At 67.0% G+C, this 21,273-nt stretch carries 19 protein-coding genes and 1 riboswitch; of the genes, 13 read left to right on the forward strand and 6 right to left on the reverse strand.

Annotated features, from left to right (window positions below; translation table 11 throughout):
- The first annotated feature begins 33 nt into the window (after window positions 1-33).
- The 3 genes from BLV15_RS06835 to hldE all read left to right on the forward strand — a co-directional run bounded on the left by BLV15_RS06835 (window position 34) and on the right by hldE (window position 3,681).
- Window positions 34-825: a hypothetical protein gene (locus BLV15_RS06835; RefSeq protein WP_090225803.1), complete on the forward strand. Its 792-nt coding sequence runs from the start codon at window positions 34-36 to the stop codon at window positions 823-825.
- Between the two features lie 53 nt (window positions 826-878).
- Window positions 879-2,102, forward strand: coding sequence for an O-antigen ligase family protein (locus BLV15_RS06840; RefSeq protein WP_175534307.1), 1,224 nt, complete (start codon window positions 879-881; stop codon window positions 2,100-2,102).
- Window positions 2,103-2,259: 157 nt separating this feature from the next.
- Window positions 2,260-3,681, forward strand: coding sequence for a bifunctional D-glycero-beta-D-manno-heptose-7-phosphate kinase/D-glycero-beta-D-manno-heptose 1-phosphate adenylyltransferase HldE (gene hldE, locus BLV15_RS06845; protein WP_090225809.1), 1,422 nt, complete (start codon window positions 2,260-2,262; stop codon window positions 3,679-3,681).
- 143 nt (window positions 3,682-3,824) lie between these two features.
- Here the strand turns inward: hldE and BLV15_RS06850 are convergent, their stop codons facing one another.
- From BLV15_RS06850 to BLV15_RS06865, 4 genes are all read right to left on the reverse strand, one after another.
- Window positions 3,825-4,733 carry a metal ABC transporter ATPase gene (locus tag BLV15_RS06850; protein ID WP_090225812.1) on the reverse strand — a complete coding sequence of 303 codons (909 nt, stop codon included), beginning with the start codon at window positions 4,731-4,733 and terminating at the stop codon, window positions 3,825-3,827.
- Between the two features lie 42 nt (window positions 4,734-4,775).
- A complete protein-coding gene (locus BLV15_RS06855; RefSeq protein ID WP_090225814.1) occupies window positions 4,776-5,585 on the reverse strand; it encodes an aldo/keto reductase in 810 nt (269 codons plus the stop codon).
- Window positions 5,582-6,757 (reverse strand): NAD(P)/FAD-dependent oxidoreductase, encoded by a 1,176-nt coding sequence (locus BLV15_RS06860; protein ID WP_090225817.1) that lies wholly within the window; start codon window positions 6,755-6,757, stop codon window positions 5,582-5,584. The genes BLV15_RS06855 and BLV15_RS06860 overlap by 4 nt, the downstream gene beginning before the upstream one ends.
- A 91-nt stretch (window positions 6,758-6,848) precedes the next feature.
- Window positions 6,849-7,181, reverse strand: a complete 333-nt coding sequence (locus tag BLV15_RS06865; RefSeq protein WP_090225819.1) for a DMT family transporter — start codon at window positions 7,179-7,181, stop codon at window positions 6,849-6,851.
- Between the two features lie 141 nt (window positions 7,182-7,322).
- Between BLV15_RS06865 and waaA the strand changes: the two genes are divergently transcribed.
- Complete coding sequence (gene waaA / locus BLV15_RS06870) at window positions 7,323-8,591, forward strand: lipid IV(A) 3-deoxy-D-manno-octulosonic acid transferase (RefSeq protein WP_090225821.1); 1,269 nt, start codon at window positions 7,323-7,325, stop codon at window positions 8,589-8,591.
- Between the two features lie 386 nt (window positions 8,592-8,977).
- Here waaA and BLV15_RS06875 read toward each other — a convergent pair whose 3' ends face one another.
- The gene (locus tag BLV15_RS06875; RefSeq protein ID WP_090225824.1) at window positions 8,978-10,453 is read right to left on the reverse strand and encodes a TolC family outer membrane protein; all 1,476 of its coding nucleotides are present in this window, start codon (window positions 10,451-10,453) and stop codon (window positions 8,978-8,980) included.
- Window positions 10,454-10,645: 192 nt separating this feature from the next.
- Window positions 10,646-10,752: riboswitch (TPP riboswitch) on the forward strand.
- Window positions 10,753-10,833: 81 nt separating this feature from the next.
- Here BLV15_RS06875 and thiC point away from each other — a divergent pair.
- Window positions 10,834-12,729 carry a phosphomethylpyrimidine synthase ThiC gene (gene thiC, locus BLV15_RS06880; RefSeq protein WP_090225826.1) on the forward strand — a complete coding sequence of 632 codons (1,896 nt, stop codon included), beginning with the start codon at window positions 10,834-10,836 and terminating at the stop codon, window positions 12,727-12,729.
- A 135-nt stretch (window positions 12,730-12,864) separates the two neighbouring features.
- Complete coding sequence (gene cytX / locus BLV15_RS06885) at window positions 12,865-14,157, forward strand: putative hydroxymethylpyrimidine transporter CytX (protein ID WP_090225828.1); 1,293 nt, start codon at window positions 12,865-12,867, stop codon at window positions 14,155-14,157.
- 33 nt (window positions 14,158-14,190) lie between these two features.
- Here the strand turns inward: cytX and BLV15_RS06890 are convergent, their stop codons facing one another.
- Window positions 14,191-14,943 carry an RsiV family protein gene (locus tag BLV15_RS06890; RefSeq protein WP_090225831.1) on the reverse strand — a complete coding sequence of 251 codons (753 nt, stop codon included), beginning with the start codon at window positions 14,941-14,943 and terminating at the stop codon, window positions 14,191-14,193.
- A gap of 179 nt (window positions 14,944-15,122) precedes the next feature.
- Between BLV15_RS06890 and BLV15_RS06895 the strand changes: the two genes are divergently transcribed.
- From BLV15_RS06895 to BLV15_RS06925, 7 genes are all read left to right on the forward strand, one after another.
- Complete coding sequence (locus tag BLV15_RS06895) at window positions 15,123-15,740, forward strand: NUDIX domain-containing protein (protein ID WP_090225833.1); 618 nt, start codon at window positions 15,123-15,125, stop codon at window positions 15,738-15,740.
- Entirely contained in the window at window positions 15,731-16,183 is a 453-nt protein-coding gene (locus tag BLV15_RS06900) for a DUF1249 domain-containing protein (protein ID WP_090225836.1), read from the forward strand. The genes BLV15_RS06895 and BLV15_RS06900 overlap by 10 nt, the downstream gene beginning before the upstream one ends.
- Window positions 16,184-16,372: 189 nt before the next feature.
- The gene (cpdA, locus tag BLV15_RS06905) at window positions 16,373-17,185 is read left to right on the forward strand and encodes a 3',5'-cyclic-AMP phosphodiesterase (RefSeq protein ID WP_090225838.1); all 813 of its coding nucleotides are present in this window, start codon (window positions 16,373-16,375) and stop codon (window positions 17,183-17,185) included.
- 50 nt (window positions 17,186-17,235) lie between these two features.
- Window positions 17,236-17,844 (forward strand): YqiA/YcfP family alpha/beta fold hydrolase, encoded by a 609-nt coding sequence (locus BLV15_RS06910; RefSeq protein WP_090225840.1) that lies wholly within the window; start codon window positions 17,236-17,238, stop codon window positions 17,842-17,844.
- 13 nt (window positions 17,845-17,857) lie between these two features.
- Complete coding sequence (gene parE / locus BLV15_RS06915; protein WP_090225842.1) at window positions 17,858-19,747, forward strand: DNA topoisomerase IV subunit B; 1,890 nt, start codon at window positions 17,858-17,860, stop codon at window positions 19,745-19,747.
- Window positions 19,744-20,736, forward strand: a complete 993-nt coding sequence (locus tag BLV15_RS06920; RefSeq protein WP_245728147.1) for an esterase-like activity of phytase family protein — start codon at window positions 19,744-19,746, stop codon at window positions 20,734-20,736. The genes parE and BLV15_RS06920 overlap by 4 nt, the downstream gene beginning before the upstream one ends.
- Window positions 20,733-21,269: a retropepsin-like aspartic protease family protein gene (locus BLV15_RS06925; RefSeq protein WP_090225845.1), complete on the forward strand. Its 537-nt coding sequence runs from the start codon at window positions 20,733-20,735 to the stop codon at window positions 21,267-21,269. The genes BLV15_RS06920 and BLV15_RS06925 overlap by 4 nt, the downstream gene beginning before the upstream one ends.
- The last annotated feature ends 4 nt before the right edge of the window (window positions 21,270-21,273 follow it).

The following is a 21,273-nucleotide window of genomic DNA, read 5'->3' on the forward strand; positions in this document are numbered from 1 at the left end:
CATGTTACCGCGCCTTAATCGGACTTTTGCCCCATGAAATTTAGCGGTGACAGCGATATCACTCTGGTAGTGACCAGCTGCGGACGTTTCGATCTGCTCGCCAGGACGCTGGAAACCTTCGATGCGTTCAATACCGCGCCGATCAACCAGGTCATCATCACGGAAGATTCTGGGAATGATGCGGTGGCTGACGCATTACCTGCTCATTGGAAGGAGCACACGAAAATTTTCGTCAATCGACCGAAGATTGGTCAGCTTGCATCCATCGATCTGGCCTATGAGGCGGTGAAAACACCCTTCATTTTCCATTGTGAAGACGATTGGGAGTTCTATCGCCCTGGTTTCGTCGAAGCATCCAGGGCAATTCTCGAACAGATGCCTTCCGTGCTCGTCGTCTGGTTGCGAAGCTTTGCCCATGACGTCCGCATCAGTTACCCCTTTCATTCGCTGGGCGAGCGCTACGTCATCGAGGGCGAGGCGTGTTCACGGCTGCTGTCGAGCAATCCTTCGTGGCAGGGGTTCACCTTCAATCCAGGCTTGCGTCGTCTGCAGGACTATCGCCCCCAGGCTCCCTTCGCCCGTTTCGAGTCCTCGGCAGCGGGTGAGTCGGGCCTGTCCAGGGCCTATGCGGAGCAGCGGTTTTTCGCGGTCATACTGGAATCGGACGCCGTCCTGCATATCGGCGGAGAAAACCACGTCTGGAACCCGCAGGACGCTCTCAAGAAGAAGAGAAAGTTGCTGCGCAGGGTGGCGCGGGTGATGGTGGCGCTGGCAATCCTTGGCATCGGTGCATTGATCGGCGCTGCCGTCTGCGGGTTCGACTGATGCCTATCGCGTCGACGTCCCGGGTCTTCGATGTGGCGCAACGGTGCCGGTTGATGCTCATCCTGCTGTCCTTTTTCGCATTGCTGGTCGGCCGTTTCTACTGGTATGGAGAGACCACCTCCTGGGCCGCCTTCATCCGCGCCTCCCTGTTCGCTGCCCTGCTATTGGCGCTGGCGGAATGGAAAAGCATCCGCCCCTTTTTGCAGGGCAATGCCTTTGCATTTCTTCTGCTGGGCTTCATGGCGTACTTGGCGGCCAACAGCATTTGTCTGGGTGATGGCAAGACGGCCCGCAGGGTGGCATTGCTCATTGCATTGCTGGTTGCGGTGAGGTGCGTTGTAAGCAAGGCGCCCGGAGCGATGAGGGGCCTGTTGATGCTGATGGTGGTGGTGTCGGCCGGGGTGGCACTCTTCAGCATCTTCAACCTGCATGCGGCGGGCATGCTCAATTTCCAGTATCGCAGGGGAAGTATCGAAGGCTCCGGCGTTCCGGGCTTCGCAGAATTCGAAAACAGCATTCTGGCGGCCCTCGAGCTCGGCTTTTCCTGCGTGACGGCCTGCTGGCTTCTGCTGCAGGCGCGAGGCCGATGGCTGCAGGTGTTGCTCCTGTGCTGTGCGCTGGCCGTCGCCGCCTACATCTACCTGACCTATGGACGGACGGGATGGCTGGCCACCCTCGCGGGCTGCGGCATCGTGATGCTTTTCGGCGTCGAGCCTCGGCAGAGAGGGCGTCTGCTACTCGCGGGCTTGGCGGTCGGTATCGTCGTAGTGGTGGTTTTCCATGAGCGCCTCGCCTACGAACTGTTCAACCGACAGCTGACCAATCGCGACGAGATATGGGCGATGGTGCTGGATCTGATGCCGGACCACTGGCTATTCGGCCATGGCGCCGACACCAGCCTTAGCCGAATGCTGGGCCATCGCCCGTTGGGTGGCGGGAAGCCCGTCCTGATCGCGCACGCCCACAGCATCTACATGGAAGTGCTGTTCAACTACGGGTTGGTTGGCCTGAGCGGCTTCGTTTCAGTGCTGCTTTTTGCCGGGAACCGGCTCTGGGCACAACGCAAAGAGCCGCTGGCGCTGTTCTGGCTTGCGGTGCTGGTCGGCGGTGCGCTGGGGATGCTGTTCGATTTCAGCTCCTTCGTATCCACGCCCAATCTTCTGTGGCTATGGTTCTGGTTGCCGGTCGCCTGGGCTTTTGCGTTGTCGGGAGCCGTGCAGCATCGGCAGATAACGGCGCCGCTAGCCAAGCTCCATGGTGTGAAAGAGAAACTCTGAAAAATCGCGGCGTTTTCCTCTGAAAGAGTAGCGCCGCCGATACGTTCCCCTTGCTGAAACCCGAGACTCCCACGGTGCCGCGCCAGGCGGCTGCGCGGGATGTCACCTCGGCCCGCCATGTTATTATCCGCGCCGATTTCGCTGTCCGGAGTTACCCATGAAGCTGTCCATGCCCCGTTTCGATCAGGCCCCGGTATTGGTGGTCGGTGATGTCATGCTCGACCGCTATTGGCATGGCGGCACGTCGCGGATTTCTCCGGAGGCGCCTGTCCCCGTCGTGCGTGTCGATCAGATCGAGGATCGTCCGGGTGGCGCGGCCAACGTCGCGCTGAACATCGCAGCACTCGGCGCGCCGGCGTTTCTCGTCGGTGTCACCGGCGAGGACGAGGCCGCGCGGAGTTTGGGCGACAGCCTGGCAGCGGCCAAGGTCTCGGCGCATTTCCAGCGCATCGCGCACCAGCCGACCATCGTCAAGCTGCGCGTGCTCAGCCGTCATCAGCAGTTGCTGCGGATGGACTTCGAGGAACCGTTCGAGACCGACGCGGCGGCGATGGCGGTGGAGGTCGAGCGCCTGCTGGCCGGGGTGCGTGTGCTGGTGCTTTCCGACTACGGCAAGGGCGCGTTGAAGAACCACCAGGTGCTGATCCAGGCGGCGCGCGCGCGCGGGATACCGGTGCTGGCCGATCCGAAAGGCAAGAATTTCGAGATCTACCGCGGCGCGACGCTGATCACGCCGAACCTGGTCGAGTTCGAGGCGATCGTCGGCGCTTGCCCGGACGAGGCCGATCTGGTCGCCAAGGGCGCGCAGTTGATGAGTGATCTCGAACTCGGCGCCTTGCTGGTTACCCGCGGCGAGCATGGCATGACGCTTCTGCGCCCCGATCAGCCGCCGCTGCACCTGCCGGCGCGTGCGCGGGAGGTGTTCGACGTCACAGGCGCGGGCGACACGGTGATTTCCACCCTGGCCGCCGCGCTGGCGGCGGGCGAGGCGCTTCCCCAGGCGGTGGCGTTGGCCAACCTGGCGGCGGGCATCGTGGTCGGCAAACTGGGTACGGCGGCGATCAGTGCTCCCGAGTTGCGCCGCGCGGTTCAGCGCGAAGAGGGTTCGGAGCGCGGCGTGCTGGGTCTCGAACAGTTGCAGTTGGCGATGGAGGACGCGCGCGCCCACGGCGAGAAGATCGTCTTCACCAACGGCTGCTTCGACATCCTCCATGCGGGGCACGTGACCTACCTGGAACAGGCCCGCGCGCAGGGTGATCGGTTGGTCGTCGCGGTCAACGACGATGCCTCGGTCAGTCGCCTGAAGGGCCCTGGCCGTCCGATCAACTCGGTGGACCGGCGGATGGCCGTGCTGGCTGGCCTGGGCGCAGTGGACTGGGTGGTCAGCTTTGCCGAAGACACTCCGGAAAACCTGCTCGAACAGCTGAAGCCGGACGTGCTGGTCAAAGGCGGCGACTACGGCATCGAGGGCGTGGTCGGCGCCTCCATCGTCAAGGCCTATGGCGGCGAGGTGCGGGTGCTCGGCCTGGTGGAGAACAGCTCCACCACCGCCATCGTCGAGAAAATCCGCAGCCGCTAGGGGCTGGCGTCCGAGCCGGGTCTTCGATCCGGCCCGATGCCGAACCCGGCGAGCCATCCGTAAATGGCGCCGGAGGGCTCGAGCTCATCGACCTTCCTGCTTCGGATCCGATCGCCCCCACATGCCGTGAGGCGGCGGGCGTCTCAACCCTGCTCTTTTGCCTGCCGCGGCGTCGCCAGGACGTTCTGCCGGGCCAGCCAGTCTTTCCATGGGGTGCGCTCGTCGCGTACCAGCCAGCCTTGCTGCGGCGCGAAGCTTTCGGCCAGCCACAGTCCGCGGGTGCTCACCGGCAGCAACACGCCGCGCTTGAGGCGCAGCAGCTCGCCGGTCGGGCGCCGCTGGTCCAGGGCCACTAGGTAGATATCGCCCCGTGAGCGATCCAGGCGCGAGACCAGCTTGCCTTCTTCGAGCACTTCGTCGACGTGGAACAGGCTCGGCAGGCGCGTCTCCTTGGGCAGGTCGAGGCGCATGTCGTAGACCAGTTGCAACGACGCAGTGGGCAGGTGCACATAGGCGCGCGGGCGCTCGAGCAGGCGCAGGTTGCCGCACTGCACCGGGCGCGCGGCACCCGATAGCGGGCTGAGGCGGAAATGCGCCAGCTCGCGGTAACGCAGCACGCTCTGGTAGGGCGTCGGCAGCCAGGTATCGCCGAAGCGCCCGGCGAGCCAGCCGTCGGGCGTTTCCAGCAGGCACTCTTCGGCGACTTCGTTGATCGCGGTGAGCAGCGGCAGGTTCAGTTCGTGGGCCGGCACGTAGCCGGAGATCAGCTTGAGCACCACGTCGCCGCGGTCGTGGCGGCGTTGGCGCACCAGAATCCAGTACTCACGGCCTTGCCAGCTCAGCGTCAGGCGCACCGAGACGCCGAGATTGGCCAGCTCGGCCGAGAACCGCTGGCCGTCGTCGATCTGCAGCGGCCGCCGGCGTTCGAGCATCTGGGTGAAGTTGAGCGGCATCCCCAGGCTCCGGTAGCTGAGCCCGTCCGGGGTGGCTTCGACCAGCAGCGGCAGGGTCTTGAAGGAGCTCGGGTCCTTGCGGGCGAGGGTGCGCGGCATCTTGACTCCTTGGCAGGTCGGCGCCGCTGGGGCGGCTTGTTGTTATCCGGCGATCACCGTTGCAGCGGTCGCCACGTTATGCGACAGGTGCAGCGGATCGATGGTTCCTACGATGGCGCCGGTGACGCCGGGGTGCGAAAACAGCAACTCGAAGCTGGCGCGCACCGGGTCGACGCCCGCTCCGAGGCAGGCATGGCCGCTGGCCAGCGCCTTCTTCACCAGGATCGCCTTGCCCAGCTCGGCGGCGCGGTCGAGCACCGGGCGCTCGCCCTGCTCGGCGAGATTGTAGGTGACCATCGCGCAGTCGCCCTGCTCGAGTGCCAGCAGGCCGCCCTCGACGGTCTTGCCGGACAGCCCGAAGGCGCGGATCTTGCCCTCGCGCTTGAAGTCGGCCAGCGCCTCGTAGAGTCCACTGTCGCGCAGGATTGCGGTGTCGTTGCCATCCGAATGGATCAGCAGCAGGTCGATGAAGTCGGTCTCCAAACGCTGCAGGCTGCGTTCGAGCGAACGGCGCGCGTGCGCCGGAGTGAAGTCGAAGTGCGACTGGCCGTCGTCGAATTCCTCGCCGACCTTGCTGACGATCACCCAGTCGTTGCGCTGGCCGCGCAGCAGCGGGCCGAGGCGTTCTTCGCTGCGCCCGTAGGCCGGCGCGGTATCGATGAGGTTGATGCCCAGGTGGCGGGCCAGCGCGAGCAGCTGCCGCGCTTCGGCGTCGTCCGGGATGCGGAAGCCGCTGGGGTATTTGACGCCCTGATCGCGGCCCAGCTTCACCGTGCCCAGGCCGAGCGGCGACACCGTCAGGCCGGTGCTGCCGAGGGGGCGATGCAGGCCGTGCAGGGTCGCGACGCTCATTCGAACAGTTCCTCCCACACCGGCTGGCCGAGCGGAGGGCGCGGCAGGGCTCCGGCGGCGGATTTCTCGCCGGGCCGGATGCCGTCGCGCTCGAGGGCGACGAACACGCGATCGGCGAAGTCCGGCGCCAGCGCCAGCTTGGTTGGCCAGCCGACGAGGAGCTTGCCCTGTTCGGCGAGGAAGGCGTTGTCGGGACGCGTCAGCCCGGATTGCTGCGGCTCGGCGCGCTCCACGCGCAGGGTCGCCCATTGCGCCTGCGACAGGTCGATCCAGGGCAACAGGTCGTGCAGTTCCTTCTGCGCGGCGCCGATCTGCGCGGCTTCGTCGCGCGCCACGCCTTCGGCTTCGGCGAGGTCACCGCCCAGGTACCAGACCCACTGGCCGTCGGCGGCCGGATGGCTGGTGACGGTCACCCGCGGCTTGCTGCCGCCGCCCAGGCAATGTGCGTAGAGCGGTTTCAGCGTTGGCGCCTTGACCAGCACCATGTGCAGCGGGCGGCGCTGCATCGCTGGCTGAGCGAGGTTCAGGCGGGCGAGCAGGTCCTGGTTGCCGGCGCCGGCGATGAACACCACGCGCTGCGCGCGGATTTCACGGTCGTCGACCCGCAGACCCACCAGGTGACCGTTCTCCTCGAGGGGCGCGACCTGCTGGCCGGCCAGCAGGCTGTCGCCAGCGAGTTCAGCCAGTCGCGCGATCAGGCTCGGCACGTCGAGGACCAGTTCGGCGAGGCGGTAGACCTTGCCCTTGAACCTGGGATGCTGCAGCGCCGGCGGCAGTTGCTCGCCCTTTACCTGGTCGACGCGGCCACGCACCGCCTTGCTGGCGAAGAAGCTGGTGAGGTTGCCGGCCAGGGTGCCGGGCGACCATAGGTAATGCGCCTCGGACAGCACGCGCACGCCGGCGAGGTCCAGTTCGCCGCTGCCGGACAGCGCCTCACGCCAGCGCCGCGGCATGTCGGCGATGGCTTCGGAGGCGCCGGTCAGCGCGCCATGCAGCGCGTACTTGGCGCCGCCGTGGATGATGCCCTGGGACTTCAGGCTCTGCCCGCCGCCGAGCGCGCCGCTTTCCACCAGCACGGTGGAATAGCCGGCGCGGCGCAGGCGGGCGTTGAGCCAGAGGCCGGCGACACCGCCGCCGACTATCAGGACATCGGTATGCAAAGCGTTGGACATTCGAGGGCTCGTCGTTCGAAAGCGGAAGGGGAGTATAAACCGCTGCCTGTCGCCTGCCGGAAGCTGCGACAAAGCAGACGCCGGAACCCGCTCAGTGGCCGGTACTGGCGGAGAACAGCTGGATCACCACCACACCGGCGACGATCAGGGCCATGCCGGCGATGGCGGGCAGATCGAGTTTCTGCCCGTAGATCAGCGCCGCGGCGATGCTCACCAGGACGATGCCCAGGCCCGCCCAGATCGCGTAGGCGATGCCGACTGGAATGCTCTTCACCACCAGCGCGAGCATCCAGAACGACAGGCCGTAGCCGCAGATCACCAGCGCCAGCGGCAGCGGCTTGCTGAAACCGGCGAGCGATTTCATCGACGTGGTGGCGATCACTTCGGCGGCGATGGCGATGCCGAGATACAGGTAACCGGTCATGTTCGGGACTCCTTATCGAGCGGCGGATTCTAACCGCTGCGCCGCGTTCGCAGGGCCGGGTTCGGCCCGTCGGCGTCGGTGTCGCCCCGGCGCACGCGCCAGCGGGAAATTCCGCAGGGTTTTTTGCTACGCTGCGCGCCCATGAACCGACGCCTCTACAGCCTGATTTTCCATCTCGCCCTGCCGATCATCGTCGCTCGCCTGTTCTGGCGCGCGCGCCGCGCTCCGGCCTACGCCCAGCGCATCGGCGAGCGTTTCGCCCTGGCGCTGCCCGAGGTCGCTCCCGGCGGCATCTGGGTGCATGCGGTGTCGGTGGGCGAAAGCATCGCCGCGGCGCCGATGATCCGCGCCCTGCGCCAGCGCTACCCGGACCTGCCGATCACCGTCACCTGCATGACCCCCACCGGCTCCGAGCGCATCCGCGCGCTGTTCGGCGACCAGGTCGCCCATTGCTACCTGCCCTACGACCTGCCGTGGGCGGCGGCGCGCTTCCTGCGCCGGCTGCGGCCACGCCTGGCGGTGATCATGGAAACCGAGCTGTGGCCGAATCACATCCACCAGTGCGCCCGCCGTGGCATTCCGGTAGCCCTCGCCAATGCACGGCTGTCCGAACGCTCGGCGCGGGGCTATGCGCGTTTCGCCAGGCTCACCGCGCCGATGCTCGCCGAGCTGGCGCTGATCGCGGTGCAGAGCGAGGTGGAGGCTCAGCGTTTCCGCCAACTGGGCGCGCGGGCGAAATGCGTCGAGGTGACCGGATCGATCAAGTTCGACCTGAGCATCGACCCGGCGCTGGTCGAGCGCGCCACCGCGTTGCGCGAGGCGTGGCAGGCCACGGCGCGGCCACTGTGGATCGCCGCCAGCACTCACGCGGGCGAGGACGAGGTGCTGCTGGCCGCGCATCGGCGGTTGCTGGCGCGCCGTCCCGATGCGCTGCTGATCCTGGTGCCGCGCCACCCGGAACGCTTCGACGCGGTGTTCGAGCTGTGCCGGCAGAGCGGTTTCGGCAGCGTGCGTCGGTCCACCGGCGAGCGCCCGGGCGCGGAAACCTCGGTGCTGGTCGGCGACACCATGGGCGAGCTGCTGTTTCTCTACGCGCTGGCCGACCTGGCGTTCGTCGGCGGCAGCCTGGTGCCGAACGGCGGGCACAACCTGCTGGAGCCCGCCGCGCTGGGTAAACCGGTGCTCAGCGGTCCGCACCTGTTCAATTTCCTCGACATCGCCGCGCAACTGCGCGAAGCCGGCGCGCTGGTGGAGGTCGCCGATGGCGATGCCCTGGCCGAGCGGCTGGACGGGCTGTTCGCCGACCGTCTGCGCGCGCAGGCCATGGCGGATGCCGGCCTGCGTGTGATGCGGGCCAACGAGGGCGCGCTCGGGCGGCTGCTGGCGGGCCTGGGGCGGTTGCTGGATTAGCCGAGGCGGTGTGTCGCGAGGCTTCGCTGCGGTGGGCATGGCCCACCCTACGTCGAGGTGGGCGCTTTTGTAGGGTGGGTTAGGCCCGCGGTGCGGGTGCGGGCGTTTGCGGTGATTGGCGCCGTAACCCACCGGGCGGTGTGTCGCGAGGCTTCGCTGCGGTGGGCATGGCCCACCCTACGTAGAGGTGTGGCGCTTCTGTAGGGTGGGTTAGGCGTGCGGTGCGGGGGCGGGCGTTTGCGGTGCTTGGCGCCGTAACCCGCCGGGCGGTGTGTCGCCGGTCTCCGTTGCGGTGGGCGCGGCCCACCCTACGTCAGTGGGCGCATGCGTATGTTCCACGCGTAAAAAAGCCCGGCATTTGCCGGGCTTTTTTTCGTGCGTGTTGCTCAGAGCTGCGGCGTCTTGTTGCGCTGCTCGCGCTCCGTGGCGCCGAGGTCGGGTGGCAGGAAGTCGCGGTCCGGATCGTAGTCGGGCTTGAGGTAGCTGGCCAGGGTTTCCAGATCGGCCGGGCTGAGGGTGCCGGCGGACTGTTTCAGGCGCAGGTTGTCGAGGATGTAGTCGTAGCGCGCATTGTTGTAGTCGCGCACCGAGGCGTACAGCTGGCGCTGCGCGTCGAGCACGTCGACGATGTTGCGGGTGCCGACCTGGTAGCCGATCTCGGTGGCTTCCACTGCGCTCTGGTTGGAGACGATGGACTGGCGCCGGGCGGAGACCTGCTCGACGTCGGTGTTCACCGCGCGGTGACGGTTACGGGTGTCCTGTACCACCTGGCGGCGCAGGCTTTCGCGCTGCTGCTCGGCCTGGTTGAGCAACTGGTAGGCCTCGCGGGCCTGGGAACTGGTCAGGCCGCCGCTGAAGATCGGGATGTTCAGTTGCACGCCGATGCTGGTCTGCTCGACGTCGCCGTTGTAGCGCGGAAGATTGATCCCGGCCGCGGCGCCGAGCGCCTCGTTGGCGCCGGAGTTGCTGAAGCCCAGCGCGTCGTTGTCGCCCTTTTCATAGCTGGCGACGGCATCCAGAGTCGGTGCGTGGCCGGCCTTGCGCTGGCGCAGCGTTTCTTCGGCGGCGTTGACCGCGTAGTTGACGGCCTGCAGGTTGAGGTTCTGCTGCGCGGCGGTGTCGACCCAGGACTTCGCGTCGTTCGGCACCGGCGTCTGCACGGGCAGGGTGTGGCGGATGCCCTCGACGGCCGGGAAGTCGCGGTTGGTCAGGGTGATCAGCGCCTGGAAGGCGTCGTCGACGTTGCGCTGCGCGATGATCCGGTTGGCCCGCGCGGTGTCGTAGCCGGCCTGGGATTGCAGCACGTCGGTGCGGTCGGACAGGCCGACGTCGAAGCGCTCGTTGGCCTGGTCGAGCTGGCGCTTGAAGGCGGATTCCTCGGCCTTGGTGGCGGCCAGGTTGTCCTGCGCGCGGAGCACCGCGAAGTAGGTCTCGGCGGTCTGCAGGATCAGGTTCTGCTGGGTCGCGGAAAACTCCAGCGCGGCCTGTTCGCTGGTCGCCTGGGCGGCCTGCAGCTGGAACCAGCGGTCGGCGCGGAACAGCGGCTGGCTGAGGTTGGCCTGGTAGGAAAAGGCGTTGCGATCGACCTTCTGGCTGCCGGCGCTGGTATCGACCTTGGTCCGCGTGTCGCCGGTGAAGGCGCCGGCGCTGAGGTACGGCAGGAGGCCGGCGCGCGCCTGGGGCACCAGTTCCTGGCGGGCGGCGAGCTGCGCACGGGCGGCGGCCAGGTCGGCATTGTTGTTGACGGCTTCCTGATAGACGGTGACCAGGTCGGTCTTGCTGGAGAGGGGCACTTCTTGTGCCTGAGCCAGGCCGGAGGAAGCCGCAGCCACAGCGACAGCCAGCGAAAGTCTGCGCAGCATGATCGTTCCTAGATTCGTTTCGAGAGCGGCAAGGCTAAGTGCACCACCCATGACGGTCAAGCGCCCCATGGCCTTTGATTGGCGGGCTCTCCGGCCATTTGTGCCGGGGTTGATGACAAATCATCATTTAACCTCCGGGCGATGACCCTGCGCCGGGGTTGGTTTTATCGTCGGGGGTTGTTTAGACTGGGGCCGTTCTTGTCGGGGTGCCTCGAATCGGAGGCTGAGATCGGAGAGTTCCGGATCCCGTTGAACCTGATCAGGTTAAGGCCTGCGTAGGGAACAAGATGTGCTCGCCCCATGGCGGCTCCTCTCGGCACCGGTCCCGGTGCACCTCTGCTTCATCAGGTTCGCTCCGACATTCAGCCAGGAGCCAGCCGATGACCGTAAAACAACAACAAGACGACCGTGCCAACCTCAGCGACAGCGCTCGGGTCGACCAGCAGTCCATCCAGCCGTTTCCCCGTTCGCAGAAGATCTACGTGCAAGGCAGCCGCCCGGACATCCGCGTGCCGATGCGCGAAATCAGCCTGGACGTCACGCCGACCGCCTTCGGTGGCGAGATCAACGCACCGGTGCTGGTCTACGACACCTCCGGCCCCTACACCGATCCGGCCGTGCAGATCGACGTGCGCAAGGGTCTGGGCGACGTGCGTTCGGCGTGGATCGCGGATCGCGACGACACCGAGCTGCTCGACGGGCTGAGTTCGCGGTTCGGCCAGGAGCGCCTGGCCAATCCCGAACTGACGCGGATGCGCTTCGCCCACGTGCGCAACCCGCGCCGCGCCAAGCCCGGCAGGAATGTCAGCCAGATGCACTACGCGCGGCAGGGCATCATCACGCCCGAGATGGAATACATCGCCATCCGCGAGAACATGAAACTGGCCGAACACCGCGCCGCCGGCCTGCTCGACCAGCAGCACGCCGGACACAGCTTCGGCGCCAGCATCCCGAAGGAGATCACCGCCGAGTTCGTCCGTGACGAAGTGGCCCGCGGCCGCGCGATCATCCCGGCGAACATCAACCACACCGAGCTGGAGCCGATGATCATCGGCCGCAACTTCCTGGTGAAGATCAACGGCAATATCGGCAACAGCGCCCTGGGCTCGTCCATCGAAGAAGAAGTGGCCAAGCTGACCTGGGGCATTCGCTGGGGTTCGGACACGGTGATGGACCTGTCCACCGGCAAACACATCCACGAAACCCGCGAGTGGATCATCCGCAACTCGCCGGTGCCGATCGGCACTGTGCCGATCTACCAGGCGCTGGAAAAGGTCAACGGGGCGGCCGAGGACCTGACCTGGGAGCTGTTCCGCGACACCCTGATCGAGCAGGCCGAGCAGGGCGTGGATTACTTCACCATTCATGCCGGCGTGTTGCTGCGCTACGTGCCACTGACCGCCAAGCGCGTCACCGGCATCGTCAGCCGTGGCGGCTCGATCATGGCCAAGTGGTGCCTGGCCCACCACAAGGAAAACTTCCTCTACACCCATTTCGAAGATATCTGCGAAATCATGAAGGCCTACGACGTGTCCTTCTCCCTGGGTGATGGCCTGCGCCCCGGTTCGATTGCCGACGCCAACGACGCCGCGCAGTTCGGTGAACTGGAAACCCTCGGCGAGCTGACCAAGATCGCCTGGAAGCACGACGTGCAGTGCATGATCGAAGGTCCCGGCCATGTGCCGATGCAACTGATCAAAGAGAACATGGACAAGCAGCTCGAATGCTGCGACGAGGCGCCGTTCTACACCCTCGGCCCGCTGACCACCGATATTGCCCCGGGTTACGACCACATCACCTCGGGCATTGGTGCCGCGATGATCGGCTGGTTCGGCTGCGCCATGCTCTGCTACGTCACGCCCAAGGAACACCTGGGCCTGCCGAACAAGGATGACGTCAAGACCGGCATCATCACCTACAAGATCGCTGCCCACGCCGCCGACCTCGCCAAGGGTCACCCCGGTGCGCAGATCCGCGACAACGCGCTGTCCAAGGCGCGTTTCGAATTCCGCTGGGAAGACCAGTTCAACCTCGGCCTGGACCCCGACACCGCCCGCGCCTACCACGACGAAACCCTGCCGAAGGACTCGGCGAAGGTCGCGCATTTCTGCTCCATGTGCGGGCCGAAATTCTGCTCGATGAAAATCACCCAGGAGGTCCGCGACTACGCCAAGGACAACGGCCTCTCCGACGAGAGCAAGGCGGTCGAGGCGGGTTTCCGCGAGCAGGCCGAGCGCTTCAAGGGCGAGGGGTCGGTGATCTACAAGCAGGTCTGATGCGCTTGGGTGGACGACGCTTTTACCGTCCACCAGGCAGGCCGCGCGGTGGAGGGATAGAGCGTCATCCACCCTGCGAATACGCAGCGCTGCGGCCAGTCCGCAGCCGTCACTCACTTGAACGAGCCCCCTACGATGCCTCTTCCTTCCGGCACCTATTCCCCCGGCGTTGCCGTCCCCGCCGCCCAGCGCGTGCTGGGCGCGCGCGATCTGTTTTCCCTGTGGTTCTCCCTCGGCATCGGGCTGATGGTGCTGCAGCTTGGCGGCCTGCTGGCGCCGGGCCTCGGCCTGGCGGGCGGCGTCGGCGCGATCCTGCTCGGCACCGCGGTCGGCGTGTTGCTGCTCGGCGCGGTGGCGGTGATCGGCGCCGATACCGGATTGTCGGCGATGTCCGCGCTGAAACTCAGCCTGGGCAGTCGCGGTGCGGTGTTGCCGGCGCTGCTCAATCTGCTGCAACTGGTCGGCTGGGGGGCATTCGAGATCATCGTCATGCGCGATGCCGCCAGCCTGCTGGCCGGCAAGCTGTTCGCCGAGGGCAGCGTGCTGACCAGCCCCTGGCTGTGGACGCTGTTCTTCGGCGCACTGGCCACGCTGCTGGCGGTGACCGGCCCGCTGACCTTCGTGCGCCGGGTGCTGCGCAAGTGGGGCATCTGGCTGCTGCTCGGCGCCTGCCTGTGGCTGACCTGGAACCTCTTCGACAAGGCCGACCTGGGCGCGCTGTGGGCGCGCGCCGGCGACGGTTCGCTGCCGTTCGCCCTGGGTTTCGACATCGCCATCGCCATGCCGCTGTCGTGGTTGCCGCTGATCGCCGATTACTCGCGCTTCGGCAAGGCGGCCGGGCGGGTGTTCGCCGGCACCGCGGCAGGGTTCTTCTGCGGCAACGTCTGGTTGATGAGCCTGGGCGTCGCCTACACCCTGGCCTTCGCCCCGAGCGGCGAGATGAACGCCCTGCTGCTGGCGCTGGCCGGCGCCGGCCTGGGGATTCCGCTGCTGCTGATCCTGCTCGACGAGTCGGAGAACGCCTTCGCCGACATCCACTCGGCGGCGGTGTCCAGCGGCACCCTGGTGGCGTTGAAGGTCGAGCACCTGGCGCTGGGCCTCGGCACCTTGTGCACGTTGATCGCGCTGTTCGCGCCGCTGGCGGAGTACCAGAACTTCCTGCTGATGATCGGCTCGGTGTTCGCGCCGCTGTTCGGCGTGGTGCTGATCGACCACTTCGTGCTGCGCCAACGCCGCGCCGCCGTGGCGCCGGCTGGCTTGCGCTGGGATGCGCTGGTCGCCTGGGCGTGCGGTGCGCTCACCTACCACCTGCTGGCGCAGCTGGCGCCGGACGTCGGCGCGACGCTGCCGTCGCTGCTGCTCGCCGGCATGCTGCAACTCGCGTTCGGCTGGTCGCGTCGCGGCCGGCAGGCGCCCGCGGTCGCATGAGTTAGGCGAGGCGCGCGCGAGGCGCCCCGCGCGTCACTTCGTCGGCAGGTACTGCGGCTGCAGGATGCCCTGCAGCTGCGCATACGGCAGGTGCAGTTCCGGATGCCCGGCGGCGTAGGGCGCGATGCTGTAGACCGGGTACTTGAGCAGCACTTCGTCCTTCTTCAGGGCGACGTTGTCGGTGCGCTGGAACGGCCAGTTGGCGGCGAATCCGGGTTCCTGGGCGAACTTGTTCTCGGCCAGCCAGCGCTGGTGCGCCTGCGCCGCGAGGCGCCAGAAGGCCTCCTCCTGGCCGGGCAGCAGCACGTCCTGCAAGGTCAGGGCGCGGTCCTGCTGGCGGTCGTAGTTGATGAAGCCGCGGCCGGGCATGCCGTGGGCTCCGCCAGTTTCCAGATAGCTGGACAGCTCGACCACCGTCAACGGGCCATGCTGGTCGATTACTTTCGCCTGCAGATAGGTCGCCCAGCGCGCATCGGCGCGGGTGAGGAATTCCTTCTCGTAATCCTGCAGGGTGGCCGCCGGCGCGCGGTCCGGCGAGTCGTCGGTCATCGCCAGCAGGCGCTTTTCGATCAGCTCGGTGAGTGCCGGTTCGTCGATGAAACGCAAGGTGTCGACGTTGATCAGCGCACAGTCGCTGGCCTGGCAACCGGCGGAGCGATGCTCCCAGGCGATGTGCTGGGCTTCGAGCGGTTTGTCCTTGGGCGGTGGGGTGAAGGTCTGGCAGGCGCCGAGCGCCAGGACCAGCCCGGCGAGGCAGAAGGGTTTCGCGAAAGGTAGGGAATTCATCGTGGTTTGCACAGTCGGTTAGGGTGCGGTCTTCGATTGCCCGAAGTGGCCCGAGTTCGCCTGGGCGGCCTCTGGATCGGGTGACGAATAACACAGGCCGCGGTTAATCCGCAAAGGGCTGCGCCTGCCGATCGGGCGCGTTAGGATGGCGCGAACATCAACCAGCAAGCGAGCTGAGCATGATCGATACCTTCAAGCCCGACGCCGGTGCGGTGGAACTCGTCGAGCGGGAAAACTGCTTCCAGGGTTTCTACCGGCTCGACCGCCTGCACCTGCGTCACCGGCAGTTTTCCGGGGCGATGGGACCTCAGATCAGTCGTGAGCTGTTCGTCCGCCACGACGCCGTCTGCGTGTTGCCCTACGACCCGAAGCACGACCGCGTGGTGCTGATCGAGCAGTTCCGCGTCGGCGCCCTCGACAAGTCGGAGAACCCCTGGATGCTCGAGCTGGTCGCCGGCCTGATCGACAAGGCCGAGGAGCCGGAGGAGGTGGCGCGCCGCGAAGCGGTCGAGGAGTCCGGGCTGACGCTCGGCGCGCTCTGGCCGATCACCACCTATTTTCCCTCTCCCGGCGGCAGCGACGAGCTGGTTCACCTGTACGTGGGGCGCTGCGACAGCGAGGGCGCCGGCGGCGTGCATGGTCTGGAAGAGGAGGGCGAGGACATTCGCGTGCACCTGCTGTCGTTCGCCGATGCCTTGCAGTTGCTCAGGGATGGCCGCATCAACAACGCTGCCAGCATCATCGCCTTGCAATGGCTGGCCTTGAATCGAAATGAAGTTCGGGGGCTCTGGTCTTGAATCTGCTGCGTGAACGTTACCGGGTCGATCTGACCGGCCTGCAGGCCACCTGCGAGGCGAATTACGCCCGGCTGATGCGCCTCCTGCCGTCGATGCGCGACGGTAACGGCGCGCGCCGGGTCGCCCTGAGCCAGGGCGAACGCCTGCTCGGCGTGCTCGCCCTCGAAGTGCTCGACGCCGGCCCGTACACCACCACCCTGCAGGTTCGCCAGGAACACAGCCTGCCGTGGCTGCCGGTGCCGCGGCTGGAGGTGCGCGTCTATCACGACGCGCGCATGGCCGAGGTGATCTGCGCGGAAAAGGCCCGGCGCTTCCGTGGCATCTATCCCTACCCGAATGCCGACATGCACCAGCCCGACGAGAAGAGCCAGCTCAACCTGTTTCTCGGCGAGTGGCTGAGCCATTGCCTGGCCTGCGGGCACGAACTGGAGCGGCAGATCTAGTACGGAGCCCCAAACCGTGGCGCATCGTGGCACCAGGTCCGTGCGCTGCCCCTGCCACCCGTTTCCGGGGCCGCGCAGCCACTTCTGCGACGGGCTGTCGCGCCAACTGTGACCTGCGTCCCCTTCATGGTTTGCCCGCCCGCGTCCCAGACACCATAATCCCGCAACTTTCGCTCGAAGGAGACAGCCTTGCCGCGCCTGTCAACCCATGCCGACTCGTCGGTCCTGCTGGTGCAGTTGTCCGATAGTCACCTCTTCGCCGAGGCGGACGGCAAGCTGCTGGGCATGGACACCGCGGACAGCCTGCAACGGGTCATCGAGCGGGTGCTCGAGGAGCAGCCGCGGATCGATCTGCTGCTCGCCAGCGGCGACCTTTCGCAGGACGGCTCGCTGGCGTCGTACCAGCGTTTCCGCCAGATGAGCGCCGCGATCGACGCGCCGGCGCGCTGGTTTCCCGGCAACCACGACGAACGCGCGCCGATGCGCGAAGCCTGCGCCGGCACCGACCTGCTCGACGCGGTGGTGGACATCGGCGCCTGGCGCTTGATCCTGCTCGACCGCACCATCCCCGGCGCCGTGCCCGGGCATCTCGACGACGCGCAGCTGCACCTGCTGGAAGAAGCCCTGGAGGACGCCGCGCAGCGCCATGTGCTGGTCAGCTTCCATCATCACCCGGTGTCCATCGGTTGCCGCTGGATGGAGCCGATCGGCGTCCGCAACCCGGCGGCGCTGTTCGCCGTCACCGACCGTTTTCCGCAGGTGCGCGCGCTGCTCTGGGGCCACGTGCATCAGGAGTTCGACCAGCAGCGCAACGGCGTGCGCCTGCTGGCGTCGCCCTCGACCTGCGTGCAGTTCGCGCCGGGCAGCGAGGCGTTCCAGGTCGACCGTCTGGCGCCCGGCTATCGCTGGCTGCGGCTGAACGACGACGGCAGCCTGGAGACCGGCGTGTCGCGGGTCACCGGCATCGACTTCGTCGTCGACTACAGCATCAAGGGTTACTGACGGCGCGACGCTTGCGGCGGCTACGCCCGAACTTGTAGCCTCCCCACCCCATGACGACTTCCATTCTCTATCTGCACGGCCTCAACAGTTCGCCCGATTCGCTCAAGGCGAGCCAACTGACGCGGGCCATGGCACGCCTCGGCTGGAGCGACCGGCTGCGGGTTCCGGCGCTGCACCACCATCCGCGCGAAGCCATCGCCACGCTCGATGCGCTGATCGCCGAGCTGGGCCGGCCGGTGCTGGTCGGCAGCTCGCTGGGCGGCTACTATGCGACCCACCTCGCCGAGCGCCATGGCCTCAAGGCCCTGCTGATCAACCCGGCGGTCAGCCCGCACCGGTTGTTCGACGGTCATCTCGGGCCGCAGACGAACCATTACAGCGGCGAGGCCTGGGAACTCACCCAGGATCACGTGGATGCCCTGGCCGAGCTGGAAGTGCCTGCACCCAACGATGCGCAGCGCTACCAGGTGTGGCTGCAGACCGCCGACGAAACCCTCGACTACCGCCACGCCCAGGCCTACTACCGCGGCTGCGCGCTGCGTATCCAGGCGGGTGGCGACCATGGCTTCCAGGGGTTCGCCGAGCGCCTGCCGGCGCTCCTGCACTTCGCCGGGTTCGATCCGCGGGACTGGCGCGACAGCGATTTTTCCGACATCTAGACCACGAGAGCTCATGGCCACTTACAACGCCGACGCCATCGAAGTCCTTTCCGGGCTCGACCCGGTGCGCAAGCGCCCGGGCATGTACACCGACACCTCGCGGCCCAACCATCTGGCCCAGGAAGTCATCGACAACAGCGTCGACGAGGCCCTCGCCGGCCACGCCCGCTCGGTGCAGGTGATCCTCCACGAGGACAACTCGCTGGAAGTGATGGACGACGGCCGCGGGATGCCGGTGGACATCCACCCGGAAGAGGGCGTATCCGGTGTCGAGCTGATCCTCACCAAGCTGCACGCCGGCGGCAAGTTCTCGAACAAGAACTACCAGTTCTCCGGCGGTCTGCACGGCGTCGGTATCTCGGTGGTGAACGCCCTGTCGACCCGCGTCGAAGTGCGCGTCAAGCGCGACGGCAGCGAGTACCTGATGAGCTTCGCCGACGGCTTCAAGGCCAGCGATCTGGCGGTGGTCGGCACGGTCGGCAAGCGCAACACCGGCACCAGCGTGCACTTCTGGCCGGACCCGAAGTACTTCGATACGCCAAAGTTCTCCATCAGCCGCCTCAAGCACGTGCTCAAGGCCAAGGCCGTGCTCTGTCCGGGCCTGTCGGTGAGTTTCGAGGACAAGGCCAGCGGCGAGAAGGTCGAATGGCACTACGAGGACGGCCTGCGCTCGTACCTCGCCGACTCGGTCGCCGAACACCTGCGCCTGCCCGACGCGCCCTTCGTCGGCTCCCTCGCCGGCACCAAGGAAGCGGTGGACTGGGCGCTGCTGTGGCTGCCCGAGGGCGGCGAGAGCGTGCAGGAAAGCTACGTCAACCTGATCCCCACCGCCCAGGGCGGCACCCATGTCAACGGCCTGCGCCAGGGCCTGCTGGACGCCATGCGCGAGTTCTGCGAGTTCCGCAACCTGTTGCCGCGCGGCGTCAAGCTGGCCCCGGAAGACGTCTGGGAGCGCATCGCTTTCGTCCTCTCGATGAAGATGCAGGAGCCGCAATTCTCCGGCCAGACCAAGGAGCGCCTGTCCTCCCGTGAGGCCGCTGCGTTCGTCTCCGGAGTGGTCAAGGACGCCTTCAGCCTGTGGCTCAACGCCCACCCCGAGCTGGGCCTGCAGCTCGCCGAGCTGGCGATCAGCAACGCCGGCCGCCGCCTCAAGGCCGGCAAGAAGGTCGAGCGCAAGAAGATCACCCAGGGCCCGGCGCTGCCCGGCAAGCTGGCCGATTGCGCCGGCCAGGACCCGATGCGCTCCGAGCTGTTCCTGGTCGAGGGCGATTCCGCCGGCGGCTCGGCCAAGCAGGCGCGAGACAAGGAGTTTCAGGCGATCCTGCCGCTGCGCGGGAAGATCCTGAACACCTGGGAAGTCGATGGCGGCGAAGTGCTCGCCAGCCAGGAAGTGCACCACATCGCCGTGGCCATCGGCGTCGATCCCGGCTCGCCGGACCTCGGCGAGCTGCGCTACGGCAAGATCTGCATCCTCGCCGACGCCGACTCCGACGGCCTGCACATCGCCACGCTGATCTGCGCGCTGTTCGTCCGCCACTTCCGCCCGCTGGTGGATGCCGGGCACGTGTACGTGGCGATGCCGCCGCTGTACCGCATCGACCTGGGCAAGGAAATCCACTACGCCCTCGACGAAGCGGAGCGCGACGGCATTCTCGAGCGCCTGAGCGCCGAGAAGAAACGCGGCAAGCCGCAGGTCACCCGCTTCAAGGGCCTCGGCGAGATGAACCCGCTGCAGCTGCGCGAGACCACCATGGACCCGAACACCCGGCGCCTGGTGCAACTGACCCTGGAAGACTTCGACGCGACCCGCGAGATGATGGACATGCTGCTGGCGAAGAAACGCGCCGGCGACCGCAAGAGCTGGCTGGAGTCCAAGGGCAACCTCGCCGAGGTTCTGGTGTGACCCCAGGCGCGCGCGCGATCCTCGCCCTCCTGCCGCTGCTGATCCTGCTGCAACCCTGCGCCGCCGCTGAGCTGGAGGAGCTGACGCTGCTCGACGAGCACGTCATCGACGGCGTGCCGGCGGGCAATCTCTCCGGCCTGGAGCGCTGCGGCGATTCGTTGTGGACCGTCTCCGATCGCGAGGACGACCGCTTCTACCGGCTAATTCCCCAGGCCGGTGGCGAACCGTGGCAGGTCGAGGTGGAAACCTTCGTCGCCCCGCCTGCACCGGACGTGGGGCTCTCCGCGGGCCTGCGCAGCAGCGCCTGGGTGCTCGGCAAAATGCGCGGCGGCGAGCTCGATTTCGAAGGCCTGGCCTGCGATATGGCGGGCAACCGCTATCTGGTCAGCGAAAGCCAGGCCGCGGTGCTGCAGATACCGCTGGCGGCTCCGCCGAGCTGGTTGCCGCTGCCCCCGGCGCTGGTTCGCCAGGCGCGGGCGAGCGGTATGTTGCAGCAGTACAACAGTTTGTTCGAGGGCATCGTCATCAACCCCGAGGGCGACCGCCTGTGGCTCGCCGCCGAGCGCGAGAAGCGCGGCCTGCTGGCCCTGCAGAAGCGCAAGGGCGGCTGGGCATGCAGCGACGGCTGCGTGCTGATGAGCGAAGGCGGGCGCGAGGACACGCCGAAGGGTGACAGCATGCCGCGCGACTTCTCCGGCCTTTCGCTGTTCGACGGCAAGCTCTACACCCTGGAACGCGCGACCTATCGCATCTGCCGGCGCTCGCTGAAGCACGGCGACGCCGAGCGCTGCTGGTCGTTCGCCCGGGAAGGGCTGACCGAGGCGCGTGACTACGGCAAGACCTGGGGCATGGCCGAAGGCCTGGTGGTGGACGCCAACGGCGCCTGGATCATGCTCGACAACGGCAAGCACGCCCGCGGCGATGGCGAGGACCGTCCGATCCTCTGGCGCTTCGCCGCGCCGGCCAGGGGCTGGGGAGCGAACCCGTGAGCACGCAGCGACCGGGCCAGCGCATCGGCCGGGTGATGCTGGTGCTCGCCTGGGGCGCCGGCTTGCTGCTGGCCACGCGCTTCTTCGGCGAGTGGCAGGCGTCGCGGGAGAACCCCAACCAGGCACCGCAGTCGCGGCATGCTGAGAACTACGTCGAAGTGCAGCTGGCCGGCGACGGCCGCGGGCATTTCATCGCCAGCGGGCAGATCAACGAGCAGCCGGTGAGCTTTCTTCTCGACACCGGCGCCACCGACGTGGCGATTCCGCAGTCGGTGGCCGAGCGCCTTGGCCTGGAACGCGGCGAAGCGGTCGGCCTGATGACCGCCAACGGCCGCAGCGAAGGCTATCGCACCCGTCTGCGCAGCCTGCGCATCGGTGACATCGTGCTCCAGGACGTGCGCGCCCTGGTGGCGCCCGGTTTCGACGGCGAGCGCGTGCTGCTCGGCATGAGCGCGCTGCGCCAACTCGAATTCACCCAGCGCGACGGCACCCTGGTGCTGCGCCGCTATACACCGAACAGAACCCAGGAATAGACCC

Origin of the sequence: Pseudomonas kuykendallii, assembly GCF_900106975.1 — a bacterium.
Classification (GTDB): domain Bacteria; phylum Pseudomonadota; class Gammaproteobacteria; order Pseudomonadales; family Pseudomonadaceae; genus Pseudomonas_O; species Pseudomonas_O kuykendallii.